This window comes from Paenibacillus sp. 1182, from assembly GCF_017833915.1.
Taxonomy (GTDB): domain Bacteria; phylum Bacillota; class Bacilli; order Paenibacillales; family Paenibacillaceae; genus Paenibacillus; species Paenibacillus polymyxa_D.
In genome coordinates, this window is sequence record NZ_JAFICR010000016.1 from 17,342 (window position 1) to 36,020 (window position 18,679).

The window sequence follows — 18,679 nt, forward strand, 5'->3', positions numbered from 1 at the left end:
TATAGGCAGTAGCGTTTTGGTATGCTCCGTATACTTCTGCATAGAGAGAATCTTTAACAGAGGAGTGTGCGAGGATGAATAGAATAAAAGGGAGCATCTTTTTCAGTGTATTTGTGGCTATGCTAGGGCTCATGCTCATTGCTCCAATTATGCCGCCCCTTATTCGTGAATTAGGCTTAAGAGAAAGCCATTCCGGATTAATTATATCGCTTGGTTCTATAACGATGGCCTTAATGGCTCCAGTATGGGGAAATCTAAGTGATGCAAAGGGACGCAAGCCGGTGATTCTGCTTGGTTTCATAGGGATGTGTGTAAGCTGCCTGTTGTTTACACTTACTCTTTTTGCAGGATTAAATGGTTGGCTCAGTGGGGGGCTGCTGTTAGTCCTGCTGATTGTTACACGCGGCTTAATTGGTGGCTTTATCCCGGCGGTGTTGTCATCGTCCCAAGCTTATATGGGAGATGTAACGGAAGGAGAAGAGCGTGGAAGTGGTATGGCTATTATTAGTGCGGCGAATGGGCTTGGGCTGGTATTTGGTCCCGCGATTGCAGGTGCCTTTACTTTAATAGGGCTGTTATGGCCCTTATATTTTGGAATTGTCATTGCCGCTGTTGCATTCGTGGTGTCTCTGCTGGCGATTCCGGCGGCCCAGCCCGTTATTCAGCAAAAACCCGCTCGAATTAACCCCCTCCAGCCAGGTCTAAGAATGTATTTGTTTGCAGGCTTGGTTACGATGATAAGTATTGTGACTATTCAGGTTATAGGTGGTTTTTATTTTCAAGATCAGTTAGGTCTTACATCCGAAGAAACAGCAAGAGTCGTGTCCTTTGGACTTATGTTCTCCGGGGCAGCGATGCTGATTGTGCAGATCATCCAGATGAAATGGCTTAAATGGCAGCCTAAGCCGATGATTTTACTTGGTTCTCTATTCCTGATTGCTGGAATGGCATTATTTCTGATTTCAGCCAGCTTGGTCGTTTACTATGCAGCGTTCTTTATGTTTGGCATAGGCACAGGCTTACTGATGCCCGGTTTTATGGCAGGTGCTTCGCTTTCAGTCAGTCAAGAGCAGCAAGGGGGAGCAGCGGGGCTGGTAGCTGCGGTACAGGGAATTTCCGCGATCATTGCTCCTATTTTGACGACCACCTTGTATCGAGTGGACAAATATATTCCCTTTACGCTTATAGCAGTCTTGGTAGCTGTTATGGCTGTTATTATGTGGGTAGTGAGAAAAAGAAACGGGAATAGTGAGCCTGTTCCTCATAAGGCAAAATAAATAAAAGATTGGTTAGATGAATCCATAGGCTTCCGGGGTATACTCACCGGAAGCCTATATCTATTATAATAAGTTATAAGAAATTTCAGGAAAATCAGAAGGAAGTGGGGGGCTTATGGAAATCCAGCAAAAATGGGTGGCACTAAACAAAAGATATAGTTTGTACGCACCCAGTCCCGAGGCTGTACAAGCCATGTACCAATTGAAGGAAGAGCTTGAGGGCTTAGAAAGCGAGCAGGCTGCCAGAATTTTGACAGAGTTGTATCTTCACCTGCATCAATACGAAGAGGCGCTAGAGGTTTTTATGTCCGTCATGAACCGGAAAAATAAAGCAGATTTGAAGAAACAGTGGAGTATTCAAGAGATGATTAATAGCCCGATTCGACTGCCGGTGATTAAGCCTTTAATCAAAGTAGCCAAGCGCAAGAAAACTTCCGATCTCCCTGTGTTTACTTATCATCAAGACCCTGTACGCACTCAGATCCTTAAATCAGGCTTTTTGAAAACGTGTTCCTGTTGTGGACGGCAGACCGATATCTGGTACGCGGGTCCCTTTTATACAGCATTATCTTATGAGGCGATCTGTCCTTGGTGTATTGCGAATGGTAGCGCTGCGAGCATGCTACAGGGAACATTTCATGACCCTGCTTGCTGTGCACAATTGGAGGAACCAAAGCTGGATGAGCTACTGCATCGGACTCCCGGTTATGAGGCATGGCAGACCGCCGCGTGGCTGGATCACTGTGATGACTACTGTGTTTTTATAGATTTTGTTGGCTGGAAGGAACTTGTCAGTAGAGAAATAGAAAATGATGTCAAACTGATGGTTATGCTTATTCTGGCTTTGTATAATGAAAAAGAGGCTAAGAGTCGAATACGAGAAAGCATGGAACGTGACGGATCGTTTCGGGGTTATTTATTTCAGTGCAGGCATTGTAAGGAATACCTCTTATATGCGGACTATGACTGAATCCAAGTGAATTTCCTGAGGTGAATGAGAAGGTGAAACCCAATTTAGGGGTAGTTCTAATTAAGGAGGAGTTCATAAAATTGGAGGAATGCAGATGGGGTGGGAGTATGGAATTAAGGTCGCAGATGTTAAGGATATTAAAGCACTAATGGAACGCTTAGCTGAAGCATTGCCTAGGATTGACGGATATCGGATGCAAAGGGATGAGGATGGTTTTGTTCTGCTTCAGAATAATTCTGATTGGCCTGAAGCGCTTCAGATTTCAGTGGAAGAGGCAAGAAATATTGAAGGGTTAGAAGATGATGAACCTTATATCTATTGTCTATTTCATATCGGCGGCGGAGATGCGATGGGGTTGAGGGAAGGAATGTGTAGGGCACTGGAAGAAGAGAAATGCGCTGCGGATTGGTTCGAGTTGTAGCCGAAGAGAGGAGTAAGAGAGAGTGACTAAGAAAGGAAAAACAGAGATTCAGACACTAATCTATCGCTATAGTGGTCCAAGAGCCAATATTGGATATACTTTTGAACCGCTGCGCTATGGGGATACAGATGAGCCAAAGCTGGAGGAGATGATCTTCATCTACGCAGATGACTTTGATATCGTGCTGTCTGTGTTAAAGTCCAAATACCCACTTGTCGATCCTGACACGGGGGAAACGTATGAGGCTTTTGATGCCTGCTGGGATAATCCGATTCAGGCGTCGGTATGGCATGAAATATTAACAGAATTGGATGCTTGGCCTGCCAAGGAGCCAGAATTACGCATATTTATCGATTCCTTTACAGCATGGGTCAGAGCGCATTTGAAGCAAGCAGATGGTATTATCGTGACCGGAAATCTGTAGAGGAAGGCAATGCACTGCAATCCGTATTTTCGCTGCCCCTCGCTTCGAGGGGCAACTGGAAAGCGAGCTGCTGGGTCAAATGCCTCGTTCTTTACATTGCATGCGACAGGCTCCTTATGGCAACTGGATTATTGACGTTGCTTCCGAATCCGGAGTAACTTTTGCTCCAATTTGGTATCACCCATAAATTTGCTGACAGATACAGCAAGCTGATATTGAATGGTCCCCATATTGTTAGCGGCAGGTTGAAGAACCCCTTTTATCGTTTGCCATAACGAAGTAGCCTGTCGGCTTTTTGCTCCAAAATGCATGATGATGTGGATACAGGCTGTAATTATATTGCGGCCAAGTCCGTACAGGAACCATTCTTTTTCCTTAGTAATAAGCGGAATGATGGTTGCCATCGTTTCCCAAGCTTCATCCCATCGTCCTGTTTCAATGAGCTTTTCTGCCAAGCTGGATGCAGTAGAACAGTAGTTACTAGAATTTTCTTCTATTTTCTCCATTTCAGCCAGCTTTTTGAGGGCTTCAATTTCACCTTCTGGATGGTTGCGCCATCTCTCATGATAAACGAGTGTCCGCAAATTTTCTTTGTCCCAATCCGTCTGCTCTCTGATCCACAAATCAATAAATAATGATAGGTATACATCTTCCCCGAGTTCACTCGCGATATTGATGCAATCTTCAAGATCAGCTGTATCTTTGCTGAATAAATATGTTTCCAAAATCAACTCAGGATCAAACCCGGCGTATGTATCGAAATTGGCTTTCTTGGCCTGCTGGAACAAAATTTGGTCCTGTTCACGCTCATACTTTTGCAGTAAAAAAACGGCATAGTATAGAGCATCGCCAATCCCCTGAAAACTGTTCGTTTCCCTATCTATAATCTCATTAACGAGCAGCCTTCTCACAATCGGTTCGTAATGCGGGGAATCTCGATCCTCACGATTATACAAAGCCAAAAGCACCTTCAAGCGATGGGTATAATTGGCATCACTTTTTCCATATTCCTCACTGTGTTGCTCCAAATAGTCAACCTTCGAAAAATCGGCGTGATCACTTATTAGACTCTGCAGCATTTTATCATAGGGTGCCATCATCTGATCCAGCAGCTTTTTGTAGTTCGTTTCCATTACTGTAATTCTCCTTTCACTGATCGGCTTAATACTACAATCCATATGTACAAAAAACAAGAGTTTTCCTTTTGAGTACTGCGCTGTCACACGTACATATTTTTCTAATAGACCCATTTTAAGATTCGATATGAGGGATGGACATTCAACACCTGTAAATCAAGCATACAACATGCAGGGATACAACATTGCGCACAACTAATGGAAGCGTTTTAATTTGAGTATAGAAACACAAAAGAAGATCTCAGGGAGGACATAAGATGCTAAAAGTGAAAGCGCTTATATGTGAACATGTAAACAATCCGATTGGACTGGGTTGTCTAAAGCCTCGATTAAGTTGGCAAATTGAATCTGACAACATATACGTTTTCCAAAAACGCTTCCAATTGCAGGTAGCCATAAATCCCGCTTTTGAACCGCTGCTCTGGAATCATTTTTCCTATTCGGAACAATCCATTTTGTTTCCCTATGAAGGTCCTCCACTCGAATCAGGACAAAGATATTATTACCGGGTAAAAGTATGGGCTCAGGGAGCGGGTGACACCGAACCCGAGGAATCGGAATGGAGTGAGATTGGCTTTTGGGAAATGGGGCTGCTCCATGAGCAGGACTGGAAGGCACAATGGATTACAGTGCAGGAGCGAAGCATCCATGAAAAGTTTCAGACAAGAGCCCCTTTTGCTGCTTCCAAGTGTTTTTCAGTTGAGGGAAAAGTGAAAAAAGCAGTCATTTATGCCACAAGCCTTGGTCTGTATGAGCTGGAGCTCAATGGACAAAGAGTAGGCGATGCCTACTTTACCCCGGGATGGACAGATTATAACGATCGTGTTCAGGTGCAAGCCTATGATGTGACTTCTACCGTTCGAGAACAACATAACCGCATCACAGCCACGGTGGGAGAAGGCTGGTACAGCGGCTATCTAGGCTGGCAAAAGCGCAAGGATACCTACGGGAACACAAATGCTTTGCTATTTCAAATGAAGATTAGCTATGAAGATGGCCGTTCAGAACTCATTTGCTCTGATTCTTCCTGGGAGGAAACGAGCTGTGCCATTTTGATGTCAGATATTTATAACGGCGAAATCTATGATGCTCGACTGGAGCAGCAGGCAGCCGAACATCGCTTCTTGAACGAACGGAAAATGATGCAGGTCGCCCCGTTTCCGTTAAGTCATCTGGTTGCTCAGGAGAACGAGCCTGTCCGTGTAATGAACCGATTAAAGCCTGTTGAACTGATTTGGACTCCTAAAGGCGAACTAGTACTTAACTTGGGTCAAAATATGGTAGGCTGGCTGGAATTTAAAGTGGAAGCCCCCGAAGGTACGGTTCTGAATCTGGTTCATGGTGAAGTACTGGATCAGCAAGGGAACTTTTACCGAGATAATATTCGTGATGCAGCGCAGCAGATTACGTACATTTGCAGCGGCAAGGGGACGGAGATATTTAGGCCGCATTTCACTTTTCAAGGCTTCCAGTATGTGAAGCTTGAGGGCTTTCCGGCTGGCGTAGCCATTGAAGATTTTACAGGCGTTGTTTTGCATTCAGACATGGCGACAATTGGCTTGTTCGAGACATCCGATCCAAAGCTGAACCAACTCCAGCACAATATTGTATGGGGACAAAAAGGGAACTTCCTGGATGTGCCGACCGATTGCCCGCAGCGTGATGAGCGATTAGGCTGGACCGGCGATGCACAGATTTTTGCCAGAACGGCCAGCTTCAATATGAATAGTGCTTCCTTCTTTCGAAAGTGGCTGAAAGATTTGGCTTACAACCAGCTGGAGAATGGGGCTGTGCCTTTTGTCGTGCCGGATGTCCTCAAAGGAACCTTTGCAGACAATATGGACCAAACGACAGCCGCATGGGGAGATGCAGCAGTTATATGTCCGTGGACGATCTATCAATGTTATGGGGATAAGCAAATTCTAGCTCAGCAGTATGACAGTATGAAAGCATGGGTCGATTATATTCGTGCCCAGGGGACCGAGGAACATTTGTGGGATACTGGTTTGCAGCTGGGAGACTGGCTGGCGCTGGATAGCGAGGAAGGAAGCTATTTTGGAGCGACCGATGGAACGTTGGTAGCGACTGCATACTTTGCGTATTCGACTCATATCTTGGCGCAGACCGCCAAACTGCTGAATCGCTATACCGATTACAACACTTATCAAAGCTTGCATGAGGGGATTAGAAGCGCTTTTGCGAACCGTTATTTTGATGACGCTGGCAAACTGACTTCTAATACCCAGACTGCACAGGTTGTGGCTTTGCACTTCGGATTGGTACCAGAAAAATATAAAAAGCAAGTGGTTCAGGAGCTCGTACGGCTGATAGAAAAAAATGATATGCATCTGGATACTGGCTTTGTAGGCACACCCTATCTATGCCTGGTTTTATCCGACAATGGCTATACAGATATAGCTTATAAAATTTTATTTCAGAAAGATTATCCTTCTTGGCTCTATCAGGTTGAACGGGGAGCAACGACCATGTGGGAGCATTGGGACAGTATCAAAGTGGACGGCTCGTTCTGGAGCACCGATATGAACTCGTTCAATCACTATTCGTACGGTTCAGTTGGAGACTTTATGTACCAAAATATTGCCGGTATCGATGTGCTTGAAGCGGGCTACAAAAAGTCACGGTTAGCACCCAAACCGCCTGTTAATCTTACTTCGGCCCATGGCAAGCTGGAGACACCTTATGGTGAGGTTGCTGTCCATTGGGAAATCGTGAATGAAGAAATGCGGATGACGGTTCACGTACCACATAATACGACAGCTGAGATTACGCTTCCGGGCGTTCTAGAGCCAGATGCATTACAACAGACCATTACTAAGCAATACCCGTCGATTCAGTATCCGCCTGGTAATGTGCCACAAGAGCTGGCCGGGAAATCAGGTTCTCCCGGAGAACAGGCGATTTTCGAACTGAGTGGAGATCATGAATTGACGTTTACCGTCGGATCTGGACAGTATACGTTCCAGTACAAATACAACCAGAGGCTAAATAACATAGACTAGAGGTGAGAAGCTTGATGAATATTAAAAACAAAATATGGTTTAAAACAGCATTGTTGTCCATTTCCTTAGTCCTGACATCAGCGAGTGCTATTTCAGCTATCATCCCGATGATGCTGAACCAATTACCGGGAGTCTCCAGTTCACTGATTGAAAGCATAGTTACAATCCCATCTTTCTCGATGATGCTGTTTGTGCTGTTGAGTGGCCCGATCTCTTCCCGCTTGGGTAAAAAAAATACAATCCTGCTAGGACTTTTGCTCGTGGTCATCGGCGGAATACTTCCTATGCTCACTACGAACATTACATGGATTCTCGTGTTGCGTTTGGTGCTAGGTGCAGGTCTGGGGATGTTCAATTCGCTGGCTGTCAGTTTAATTAGTGATTTTTTTGAAGGGGACGAACGTGCTCAATTGGTAGGTTTTCAAAGCGCTGTACAAGGGCTCGGAAGCAGCTTGGCTACCTTTGTGGCAGGACAGCTTGCCCTAATCGACTGGCCGTTTGCTTTTTTGTGCTATGCGATCACTATTCCTATCGCACTGTTGTTCTTTTTTATCATTCCTGAACCAGAGCGTGAGGAGCCTACAGTGAGCACGACAGGAACGGGCCAAAAGAGTGGGGGAATGTCCCTACCTGTACTTGGATTAGGGGCTGCACTTTTCCTGTTTATGACCTTTATCATGATTGTGTATACCAAAACAGGTATTATGATTGCTGAAAAGAGTATGCCTAACGCAGGGTTTTTAGGGACCGCTTTGACGCTGTTCTCCTTGTCAACTATGATTGCAGGCTTCTTGTTCGGTAGAATATATAAATGGTTCAGAAATTACGCACCTTTTATCTCCAGTTTATTAACAGCGACAGGTTTTGTCCTGCTGTGGTTTGCTCAGAATGTGACCATGGTTACGGTTGCCATGCTGATCATTGGCTTTAGCTTTGCGCTGTTTATTCCTTATATTTTTACGATACTAACTAAAATCGTACCTAAAGGCAGTGAGACGATATCTATTTCGATTGCAATGGTAGGCTCCAATTTGGGAGCGTTTGCTTCGCCTTATGTTATCAAGTTAGTTGGGGTGTTGTCTGGGAATGAAACTGCCTCATTTTCCTTTCTCGTCTCTGCGATTGTATTTATGATTGCTGCGCTCCTCTGTCTGGGAATCGCTATTAGAGGAAAGGGAAGCAAAACACAGACGGCAGTTCACAGTTAATGGGAGTCTGAAGGAGGAGTCTGTGTTTATGAACCTTCATGAGTTGGATCAGTTGCTGAGAAGTAAAACTGAAATTGAACTTTTACAACAGCAAAACAATCAAGTGATTAATGATCTCTCCAAAGAATCGGAAAATGAGCGATTTTTTGATATAAATCAGAATATGTATCGAATGCCTGCTTTATTTTTCTTCGGAGAACATGATATTTATATTAGCAAGCACAACAGGTTTGCTCCGATGCTGGAGCACATGCATGAATTTATTGAGTTAAACTATGTTTACTCAGGTAAGTGCAACCAAATCATAGCGGGTAAAGAAATTGAGCTTTGTGAAGGCCAAGTGTGTGTCCTCGATAAGGATGTACCGCACAGCATCGCACCTTTGGGAGAAAACGATATACTGATTAATATCCTCCTGCAAAGAGAAACGATTTCATCCCTATTTCTACAGCGGCTATCTAAGAAAAAAAGTTTGATCGGCGAGTTTCTTGCCAATTCAGTCCTCCAGCATCAGCATCATAATCACTTTATTATTTTTGAGTCACAGCATAATGAAAACCTTCAATATATATTGCGTAGAATCTTGATCGAATATTTTTCCAGGCAAGAGGATTCAATGGAGCTGGTCAAGGCTTATTTGTCCATTGTATTTGGGGAATTGGTCCGTGTATTGGAAAGCGAGCATAATATTCACTTAAACCAGCAGGAAAGTAATATTACTTCTATTCTGAATTACATGGAAGAGCATTATCAGCATTTAAGCCTCCAGCAATTATCTACTCATTTTAATTACAATAGTACGTATTTAAGTAATAAGTTGAAAAAAGTAACCGGTCTTACTTACACGCAGCTTATTGCCAACATTAAACTTAATGCGGCCTATTCTTTGGTAGTCAATACCAACCTGCCATTCGAAATGATCTTTAAGCAGGTCGGATATAACAGCATGAGTTTTTTCTATAAAAAATTTAAAACAGCGTATGGTGCCACCCCGCAGAATATCCGAAACAAACAAATGAGGAAATGAAGGATACACAAGGACGTCCAATTCTAATGGGCGTCTATATTTGTTATAATATCGGCAAATTCATAAGCGGATGTTTAATAGGGAGGATACATTTTGGAAGCGGTATTAAGACGGCACTGGCCGGAGTGGGACGGGACACTACAGAGACGAACCGGAGGTTGGAATAATACGACGTATTTTGTTAAGAGCGGTGGGCGAAGTGGGGTACTGCGCATCTACGATACACACAGGGATCGGAACAAAATAGAATTTGAGCATGCGGTTTTGCAGGAACTGAGCAGGCATTCTCTATCATTCAGGGTTCCAATGCCAATCCGAACGATTACGGGAGAGACACTTGCACAGGTTGAGAAGGATAGTGGAAAATATGTGTGTCTGTTCGAATACATAGAAGGCACATCCCCATCGGAGCAGGATCCTAGCTTTGCCTATTCTTTTGGCGAGGCTGCTGGCGAATTATCTGCTGCACTTGAAACACTCAATCTTGATATGACTCCAGTCTATCGGCCGTATTATGCTTTGCAGCAATCCTATCCATTATGTAACCGGGAAGTAATCCAAGGCTTTTGTTTAAACCCGCCGGAGCCTCTAAAAGATTTCCATGAGGAGCTGCGTTTGATAGGAAAAGTATATGAAGAGATTATAGATTCACTTCATGCATTGGAAGAGTTGCCGCATCAGCTTGTACATGGAGATTTGAACGCTTCCAATTTGTTGGTAAAGGATTCTGACCCTAGTCAGGTGGCTGTACTGCTTGATTTTGAATTTTGTACGCTGGACGTTCGGGTCATGGATCCGGCGGTCATTTTATCAGGATTTTTGGGACAACCGGAGGAAACGACAGCTGTTCGTGATTTTTGCCGGGGCTTCAGCCGTCAGGTTCGTTTAAGCCAATCCGAGGTTGACGCTTTGCCTGTGTTAATGCTGCTTAGGAAGGTAGACGTTTTTCTTCATTTTATGAGTCGCTTTCTGGAAGGAACAGATCAGCCACACGTGCTGCAAGAACAGATCAAACAGATCACGGCCGACTTGCTCCAACTGTCTACCAGCAGTAGCTGGATTCAGGAGGAGTTAGTCCAAGCTAGAATAATGTATGAATAAACGAGCTACATGCCGTGTTATGTTATAATTTCTGGAATAACAGAAATGAAGTCTACTGAATTGTACTCGGAACAGGAGGAGCAGATGAATAGTTGGTTAACGAACGCGTTACGACCCTATTTTGGGCTGGAGACGCTGGAAGAACATTGGGACGTAGTAGAAATTAAAGAAGGATATTTTATTTGTATGGATGGAGATGTTATTCGCAAGCGAATTTCTTCCAAAGAGGATGCTTATGGAGAAGCTGATGTAGAGATTTTTACTCGTGATCGGGCATTTGTTCTGCCTAAAACGGCTCGTGGCAAAGAGAAAAAACTGAATTATACAAGTGTTTCGAGCATCACAGCAGAAGGTGTGTCCTTTTCAGCAGGCATTCGAAGAGATCGTAATATTAGTTATGTTACTGCTGTGAATAGCAAAACTGGCGTGAGATTGCCCATCACTGGATGTGAGCATTTACATAGTAAAGAAGAGATCATCGATTGGCTTCAACGTTACCCGTCGCTTGTGCCTAACGACTATGATCGTAAGGTGGAACGATTGAAGCATATGAAAAACCTGCGTTATAAAACCATTCCGGGAGACATCTTCCGCGTGGAAATAGACCTTTTTACAGATGGCTATGTACTGGTCGTCGGAGATTTGCGCCAAATGCAAAAGGATCAGTTGTTTGCAAAGGAGAGCATATGGAATAGTGTCATGACAATGCCTTTGTTCGTACGTCCGTATTTGTGTACAAGTCGTGACCGTTCAATAACTTTGGAATCCATCACGGCCGCCCCGTTATCTGATACAACCTGGATTGTCATGGATGATTCCTTTATGCGAGGGTCCTACGAGCGGATAGGGCATAAAGCGTTGGCGGAAGAGGATATTGTGTTTCCGATTGGTTACGGCAGTAGCATAGATAGCAGTAAAGAAAGAATATATAGACTGTCCTGGGGAACGGGCACAATTTCCAAACCGGAAGAAAAGACAGTGTTCAAGTCTTCGCGCGAATTGTTAAATAACGGTGTATATTCAGGTGTCATTGCAGACTGTTTTGGTCCTTGGGAAGAGCGGGAGTGGCACCACACGCTGGATAACCCGTTGTATCGGGAAGAGCGCCGAAAAGCACTGGCCGAATTCGGATTCCCGGAAGACATTTCGTACGATGAGTTCAATCGCCAAACAGGAGGACTGACGCGTTCGGAATATCTCGCATATTTGACAAGGACTTATAGCGGAAAAAGAAAGATGAAATGACACGGTTATACATCCTTTTAGGAGGTACGAATGAAATATCTTAAAGATTGTCCGGAACCAGGCATGGGAACCTGGTATTTTGAAATAGACTCAGACGGCGTAGCCTATCGGCAAATTGTGATCCAGGATGACGGTACTTTTATTGCTTCTAATCGTAAGCACGAGCAATATCATTTCTTGTTAGCAGAGAAAGCGATTGATGATACAGAGCCCTATTATACGAAAATTACAAAAAAAGAGTTTGAAGAAATCTGGTCCAGCAATCTTCACACCTCCAACAAGGAATGGCATCAAGTCAAAACCGCACTGCCGGTTGGGACTAAGGTAACTGGATATATTGAAGCCTTTTTTCCACACGGAACACTAATTCATATTTTCCAGCACAATGCAGTCGGATTGGCAGACACCCATTCATATGCGGAAAAGGCCCCATCCGAGTGGATGTATCCGAGGCATGAGATCACGGCGATTGTCCAAGGCTACGACGAGCTGAATCAGTGGGTGATTTTAGAGCAAACGCAGGTTTTCGAAAATCAGTTCAAAGGTTGAAAGATAGATATCGGAATACAGGAAGGAGAATGGATATGCATACGTTAACGGTTGATGAGCTGGTGGATCAGGACAACCATGCATGGGAAGAGGTCAGAAACATTCTGCAAGAAGGGAATAATCCATTTCGCATTGTACCGGCAGAATCGGAATCTGTTAGGGGAGATTCGCTCTACCGTTTGCAAGTGAGCACCAAATCGTACTTGGGAACGGTTGCCTATGAAACAGGAGGGATCATATTTGACCACGGATGGATCACCTTACTGGGTGCAGGTGGGCCTGAAATTTACGGCAGTTTGGCTTCGTGGAACGGGCTGCAAGAGCCAGTGAGCGTTGCTGCACTTGGGGGAATGCTGATTGTGGCCTATGATGCAGCAGGTGGCTTCTTTGGATTGGATACAGGGAAGTTTGGACGTAGCGGCCATATCTACTATTTTGCACCGGATGCATTGGAGTGGGAATCCACTGAGCTGGCCTATTCCGGTTTCTTGAGCTGGTTGGCTGAGGGAGATTTGGGCTTGTTCTACCAGACATTCCGCTGGAATGGTTGGCAGTCGGATATGGAGCAACTTCAGCCAGGAGAGGTATTTGCTTATTATCCGCCGCTATGGACTCAGGAAGGTGGCGGAGAGACCAGCCACAAATCACCTATAGCACTAACAGAAGCGTGGCAGGCGGTGACGGATCGGGAATAGCCGCGAGTGGGGAGGGGGACATAAGATCATGAATCATTCCATTCAATCCAAACTGATGCAGCTGAATGAAATACTTTCTCAAAATAACATTGACCATTACTACATTTATGATTATACAAGTCGCCCCAAGCTGGTACTAGCAGGGAGCTTTGACTTTAGCTATTATCACAACATAGAGATTACATTTTACGAGGTCTCGTTTCTTTCCTGTCCGGGTGGTGTATTTTCAATTGAATGCTTTAGACTGGCTAATGACAAGGAATTGGAAATGTTAAAAACTGTCTCTTACGGATTTCTTGAGGGGCCTGTGATTTGTATGGAGGATCAAACGTTTGGTACCCGATTTTTCATTGCTGCGGAAAGCTTGGATTACGAGCTCAAGACCGTTTTTTACTATAAACGTGAGAACCTTCAACCTCATGAGAGTGTGGCTGAATGGGTTGAAAAAGATGGAGAAGGTTGAAAAAGATAGCAACAACAACTTTTAGAGACGTGAAGGTAGGAGGGTGGTTATTATGTGGAGTATTCACTTTGAACATCAATTTATAAAATGTCCGGAAGCAACTGGTGAACAAATCGCGAATTTTTTGAGCACATGGAACATCAAGCTATCGAAGCAGGAAATTCACGAAATCCAACAAAGACAAGTGAACCCTTTTCCGAAATCGTCTCCATTTTATGATCAATATAAACCGCTAGATCCTGTTAGCTGGCATTTGCCCCAAGGACAATTTCCTGATAGTTACATAGAATTGCTGAAATATTCTAATGGCGGTGAATTTCAGAATGGAGAACGTTATTTCCAGTTTTTCAATACTGAAGATTTGAGAGAAATGAACCTCGCCTACGAGCTGCCAGAGTATATGCCGGGTGCCGTGTCGTTTGCGATGGATGGATGCGGTAACCACTATATGTTTGATATGAGAGAGGAAAAAAGAAACAATGAATATCCCATTCTTTTTGCTCATTCTGGTAGTTTGGGATATGACGAATGTGAACAGGTTGCCCATTCATTTATAGAGCTGTGTACGGAAAAATGGGCATTGTATTGATATCTTGACTAAACATACGCTTTATTCCCCCTAATTCATCCAGTAGAAAATGTAAAACCCGCAAGCTGGACCCTTTTTGCCAGGTCTATTTTGCGGGTTTTTAACGCTACTTATTTTCATTTATCATTTCCATTAAAACTTGAGAGACGATCGGTAAGGTGGTAAAGCCGTCACTTTGTAAAAAGTGTCCTCCATGATCTAATTCGTGAAAATCAGCCTGGATATCTTCCGCTAGTTTCTTACTAAGTGCAAAGGGGACAATCGCGTCGTCCTTTGAAGCTATAACTACACGCGCTTTTAGCGAATCCATGATCTGCTGATGATCCAAATGGTCATTTGTAAATTCATCTAATGACGGCAGGCTTGGCAATGGATCAGTAAAACCGGAAACGAAAACGGCACCACCTAGTGGTTCCGGGATATTGACTTGCTGCAGGTACCTTAATATGGATACACAACCCAAGCTATGACCAATAAAATAGGTGTCTTTATGTAAAGCTTTAATATTTTGCAATAGATGCTCAATCCACTCATTAAGTTTGGGGGCTTGCGAGTTGGGCATATCTAGTATATTTACCGAAACCCCGTCTTCCTGTAATTTGTCTTGTAACCAAGGAAACCAATGATCTGTTGGCGAAGCTGTGTATCCGTGGATTATATATACTTGTTTTTGATTTTGTAGATTTGTCACCATACGTTCTCCCCCATCATCCAGTGTTTAGATCTTAGTTTGCATATGTGTCCCACTTCATGTAAAAATCCCTCTCTAGTTTACCAAACATCCAATGCTTATGAGTACCTAAAATTGTTGATTCATGTAGCAAGCCTATGTATGAATTTGCCTATTATAATATTCATTATTTTTGCAGTACTGTAATTTGGCTAATAAATTTAAGCGCTTTCTACCGATATATATAGCATCACGTTTTGTGATCTGCTTTATTTTGTTGTATGGAGGGCAGCATCAAGAGGAAGACCAGAGTACTCGTGAAAGTTGAGAGCAGCGTGAACTATTATCCATAGACGAGCTGGAGGGGTTTGAATGAGTAACCAACTATCGGACAGGACTAAAAAAGGAAAAGGTTTTAGAGATTTAGAGATCACGACAACGATGATCTCCATGATTATGATCAGCTTAGTGGGTTTGCTCATTGTATCGTTGGTAGGAGTTATCGGTATGTATCAAGCTAAAGAGGGTCAAGGTATTTTGTATACAGATCGCTTTCAACACCAGACGAATATTCTTGAGGTCAAAAGTGACTTTTATAACATGCGAGCCAATTATACAAAAATACTCGACAATAAGGAGTATACAGATAAACAGTATAAGCAGGTGCAGAAAGGAAAAAATAGCGTTACAACTGGGCTAAATGAATTTTCACAAAGGACATTGGATACTAAGGAACAGAAATTGTTTGAGGAACTACAGAGGAGTATAGACACGTATTTTCAGGACATCGAACAGATCATGGCCGTCAAAAAGAATACTGGAACCTATGACACAGAAGAGAGAGGCCGGATCAATAAATCTAGTACGGCCATTGTTACGATGCTGACTACGATTTCAGATTATAACAATGAGCAATCCGCCAACCTATATCAAAATACGCAAAACGAGATCAAAATGCGCACAATTGTTTTAATCACAGTTCTTGCTCTCGTGTTGGCTGTTCTGATCACAATCTCCTTTGCAGCCATTCGAAATATCCGTTCCCGGATGAGCACCATTACGAAATACTGTGAAGAGATTACCCAAGGAAATTTAACGACAGCACTTGATCCTGCCTTGCTCAAAGGAAATAATGAGATCGCTGTTATAGCTCGTGCCATTCAGCAAATGACAGATTCAACCTCAATGGTCATCACAGGGGTGATCAATGAGTCACATCAAATTAACCAACTGAGTGATCAGACGAATCATAATATGACAGATCTCAATGAGCGGATTCGCGATGTATCAGCCACGGTCGAACAGCTGTCAGCAGCTATGGAAGAGACTTCGGCATACACCGAAAATATGAACCATTCTGCGGAAGAAATGCAGCGGGCAGCAGAGTATATCTCGGTCAAAACTCAAGAAAGAGCTCAGTCTGCCTATGATACGAGTGTAAAAGCTGAAACATTGAAGCAGGCGGCTAGTCAATCCAATAAAGCGGCCAAAGAAATTTACCAAAAAGCTAATGAAAAGATGACGGAAGCGTTAGAGCGAGCCAAGGCAGTAGACCAGATTCGTATACTTTCTCAGTCTATCTTGGAAATTACGGCACAGACCAATTTGCTGGCCCTAAATGCATCCATTGAAGCAGCTCGTGCCGGTGAGTCAGGTCGAGGGTTTGCGGTTGTAGCTAACGAGATTCGTAAGTTGGCAGACGGCTCCAAACACGCGGTAGACCAAATTCAGAGTGTTACTCAAGAGGTTGTGCAGTCTGTAGAAAATCTGACTACCAATGCAGAAGAATTGCTGCACTTCCTGCAAGCCCAGGTAGGCAAGGATTATCAGCTGCTTGAGGATACAGCAGGGCAATATTACAATGATGCTGTTGAGCACACGAACACAGTCAATGATTTGAACGCCACCTCTAAGCAGGTAAATGAAACCATCCAAACCATGGTGAGAGCGATCCATGAGATTGCTACCGCCAGCGAACAGTCCGCCATATCTACCCAACACATTGCTGAGAATATGGTGTCTTCAACGGAAAAATCTCGTGAAGTGGCATACCAGTCTGATCAGGTGAAGGAAAGTGCAGCTCGACTGAATGAACTGGTTGCAGGCTTTAAAATTTAATGAGGACCATACGGTGTTGGTATTTAAATGAAGGGAGAAGAAAAATATGGGAACTAATTTTGAAGAGGTAAGTGTATTGTCGGTAGTTATAAAGAGTTACATTATTTTTGAGGATGAAGAGGAAGGATTAGGCTATGAGATTGAAATAATAGATAGTTTAAAACATCCATTTTCTGATTTCAAGGTTAGGGTATTAAATATTGAAAAAAAGTGGAAGGATAAGAAGCCTGGTCCAACAATATTTTTGAATGTTGGGCATAGAGAAGAAGTGGAATTATATAATGAAGTATGGAAAAGAGAAATAAAAAAAATTTTTCACGAAGCTACAGAAAACGAAAACTTCTTAGATTCACTTGATAGGGAAATAAAGGAGCCGCATAATGTAATATCTCAGAATCTCTTCTTTCTCCTTTATGTTAATGAGCTTTTTAACAACGAGGTTTTAAAAGCCCCTTACGGAGGAATAAAAGAATTAGAAGAAGACGATTTATCAATTTCATTTTTTTATGGGATTGAGGGATACAAAAATTATGAATCGGACTTTGTAAATGACATAATTAATTTATGGATAGTAAAAGAAAAGCCTTTTTTAAAAGGCTATCAATGTTTTACCCGTTCATTTGTCTTGGGGGAAAGTATTAAAGGAAGAAGGATAACAACGATGATTGGAAATCCAGAATCTGATCATGTAAGTCTTCTAGTCGAAGGAGGACTACTTATCCCTCTTAATGAAGATGGCTACAAGAACCTATCTTATATAGATAGCCAATATATTAACCAATGGACGGTTAAAGATGTAGAAATGATTCTTAAAAATCCTGTATATGCTTATGGAGTACAGTTTGAACCAGCAGAATTATTCTATGATTGGCAATATGTTTTATTATACGGATTGGCAACATTACCGATTAAAAAGTATCCTATACAAAAACTAGAGATAGTGTACGAAAGTTTTATGGAGAAAGTAAAACAAAACATATGTTACTTTTATAAAGCTGAAGTGATTTTACCAGACAAAACTGAATTCTTGAAAGTAGTGCAGAAAGGAATAGATCAGTTAAGATCTTATCTAACTGGTAGCGAAGAAGAAGGAATCTCCAAAAATATTATCTTCCTTATGAAAAATAGATATGCTTTTTTGCCGATCATTTATAACTTTTTAGAAACATTTTTTTGGAAAGAAGTTAATGAACGGTTTGAAAAATTAGAATTTAGCATGAAAGAGTTTGGTGATTTACTAGATGAAGCTAAAAATTTAAAGAGTGGTTATGAGAAAGGGTTACTATTTGAAGAGGTGGCAAGTTATTTTCTACGCAGTGTGTATGGCTTGAAACTTATGGGTCACCGCATTAAGGAAGAGAGAGAGGAAGTTGATCTTTATTTTTGTAACGTGTCTCTTGATTCGTTTCTTTGGAATTTAGGGGCTCTAATCTCTGTTGAATGTAAAAATAGAAAAGAAAAAATTAAGGTTTCAGATATCAGAAATTTGGTTCCTGTAATGGATTCTAAAGGGATTAAAACATGTATTGTTTTTAGTATGGCAGGTTATACGCAGATTTCATTAAAAGAGATTGAGCATCAGTTTGTAAATGGAAGAAACATAATTCCACTTAGTATGGAGGATCTTGAAAAAGTGTGTTGCAATTATCCTCCAAATAAATTGTTAGCAGATAAAATGAAGGAATTATTCACAGCTACTGAGAATGATCACAGATTACTGTATTAAATTAAAAGCATGAAGTATAACACATTCATAGGATTCAAAG

Annotated in this window: 17 protein-coding genes; 15 read left to right on the forward strand and 2 right to left on the reverse strand. The window is 42.6% G+C overall.

Annotation, left to right across the window (positions count from 1 at the left end):
- The first annotated feature begins 74 nt into the window (after nucleotides 1-74).
- From JOD82_RS24795 to JOD82_RS24810, 4 genes are all read left to right on the forward strand, one after another.
- On the forward strand, nucleotides 75-1,277 hold the full coding sequence (locus tag JOD82_RS24795; RefSeq protein ID WP_029515494.1) for an MFS transporter: 1,203 nt from the start codon (nucleotides 75-77) through the stop codon (nucleotides 1,275-1,277).
- Nucleotides 1,278-1,392: 115 nt separating this feature from the next.
- Nucleotides 1,393-2,247 (forward strand): CbrC family protein, encoded by an 855-nt coding sequence (locus JOD82_RS29380; protein WP_245249136.1) that lies wholly within the window; start codon nucleotides 1,393-1,395, stop codon nucleotides 2,245-2,247.
- Between the two features lie 94 nt (nucleotides 2,248-2,341).
- Entirely contained in the window at nucleotides 2,342-2,668 is a 327-nt protein-coding gene (locus JOD82_RS24805; protein ID WP_029515492.1) for a hypothetical protein, read from the forward strand.
- Between the two features lie 22 nt (nucleotides 2,669-2,690).
- Nucleotides 2,691-3,092 (forward strand): hypothetical protein, encoded by a 402-nt coding sequence (locus JOD82_RS24810; protein WP_029515491.1) that lies wholly within the window; start codon nucleotides 2,691-2,693, stop codon nucleotides 3,090-3,092.
- 128 nt (nucleotides 3,093-3,220) lie between these two features.
- Here JOD82_RS24810 and JOD82_RS24815 read toward each other — a convergent pair whose 3' ends face one another.
- Nucleotides 3,221-4,225, reverse strand: coding sequence for a hypothetical protein (locus JOD82_RS24815; protein WP_209950137.1), 1,005 nt, complete (start codon nucleotides 4,223-4,225; stop codon nucleotides 3,221-3,223).
- 260 nt (nucleotides 4,226-4,485) lie between these two features.
- On the opposite strand from JOD82_RS24815, the gene JOD82_RS24820 reads away from it, so the two are divergent.
- The 9 genes from JOD82_RS24820 (at nucleotide 4,486) to JOD82_RS24860 (ending at nucleotide 14,125) form a co-directional block, all read left to right on the forward strand.
- Nucleotides 4,486-7,248 carry an alpha-L-rhamnosidase gene (locus tag JOD82_RS24820; RefSeq protein ID WP_209950138.1) on the forward strand — a complete coding sequence of 921 codons (2,763 nt, stop codon included), beginning with the start codon at nucleotides 4,486-4,488 and terminating at the stop codon, nucleotides 7,246-7,248.
- 14 nt (nucleotides 7,249-7,262) lie between these two features.
- Entirely contained in the window at nucleotides 7,263-8,456 is a 1,194-nt protein-coding gene (locus tag JOD82_RS24825; protein WP_165149771.1) for an MFS transporter, read from the forward strand.
- Nucleotides 8,457-8,484: 28 nt separating this feature from the next.
- A complete protein-coding gene (locus JOD82_RS24830; RefSeq protein ID WP_029515487.1) occupies nucleotides 8,485-9,483 on the forward strand; it encodes an AraC family transcriptional regulator in 999 nt (332 codons plus the stop codon).
- A gap of 93 nt (nucleotides 9,484-9,576) precedes the next feature.
- Nucleotides 9,577-10,584: a phosphotransferase gene (locus JOD82_RS24835; protein ID WP_029515486.1), complete on the forward strand. Its 1,008-nt coding sequence runs from the start codon at nucleotides 9,577-9,579 to the stop codon at nucleotides 10,582-10,584.
- Nucleotides 10,585-10,668: 84 nt separating this feature from the next.
- Nucleotides 10,669-11,829, forward strand: a complete 1,161-nt coding sequence (locus JOD82_RS24840; protein ID WP_209950139.1) for an immunity 26/phosphotriesterase HocA family protein — start codon at nucleotides 10,669-10,671, stop codon at nucleotides 11,827-11,829.
- A gap of 30 nt (nucleotides 11,830-11,859) precedes the next feature.
- Nucleotides 11,860-12,378, forward strand: a complete 519-nt coding sequence (locus JOD82_RS24845; RefSeq protein WP_209950140.1) for a hypothetical protein — start codon at nucleotides 11,860-11,862, stop codon at nucleotides 12,376-12,378.
- Between the two features lie 35 nt (nucleotides 12,379-12,413).
- Nucleotides 12,414-13,073: a DUF2625 domain-containing protein gene (locus tag JOD82_RS24850; protein ID WP_209950141.1), complete on the forward strand. Its 660-nt coding sequence runs from the start codon at nucleotides 12,414-12,416 to the stop codon at nucleotides 13,071-13,073.
- A gap of 28 nt (nucleotides 13,074-13,101) precedes the next feature.
- Nucleotides 13,102-13,536, forward strand: coding sequence for a hypothetical protein (locus JOD82_RS24855; RefSeq protein WP_209950142.1), 435 nt, complete (start codon nucleotides 13,102-13,104; stop codon nucleotides 13,534-13,536).
- A 52-nt stretch (nucleotides 13,537-13,588) separates the two neighbouring features.
- Entirely contained in the window at nucleotides 13,589-14,125 is a 537-nt protein-coding gene (locus JOD82_RS24860) for an SMI1/KNR4 family protein (RefSeq protein ID WP_209950143.1), read from the forward strand.
- A gap of 106 nt (nucleotides 14,126-14,231) precedes the next feature.
- Here the strand turns inward: JOD82_RS24860 and JOD82_RS24865 are convergent, their stop codons facing one another.
- Complete coding sequence (locus JOD82_RS24865; RefSeq protein WP_245249137.1) at nucleotides 14,232-14,819, reverse strand: RBBP9/YdeN family alpha/beta hydrolase; 588 nt, start codon at nucleotides 14,817-14,819, stop codon at nucleotides 14,232-14,234.
- Nucleotides 14,820-15,167: 348 nt separating this feature from the next.
- Between JOD82_RS24865 and JOD82_RS24870 the strand changes: the two genes are divergently transcribed.
- Entirely contained in the window at nucleotides 15,168-16,913 is a 1,746-nt protein-coding gene (locus tag JOD82_RS24870) for a methyl-accepting chemotaxis protein (RefSeq protein ID WP_209950144.1), read from the forward strand.
- 46 nt (nucleotides 16,914-16,959) lie between these two features.
- A complete protein-coding gene (locus JOD82_RS24875; protein WP_069010523.1) occupies nucleotides 16,960-18,639 on the forward strand; it encodes a hypothetical protein in 1,680 nt (559 codons plus the stop codon).
- The last annotated feature ends 40 nt before the right edge of the window (nucleotides 18,640-18,679 follow it).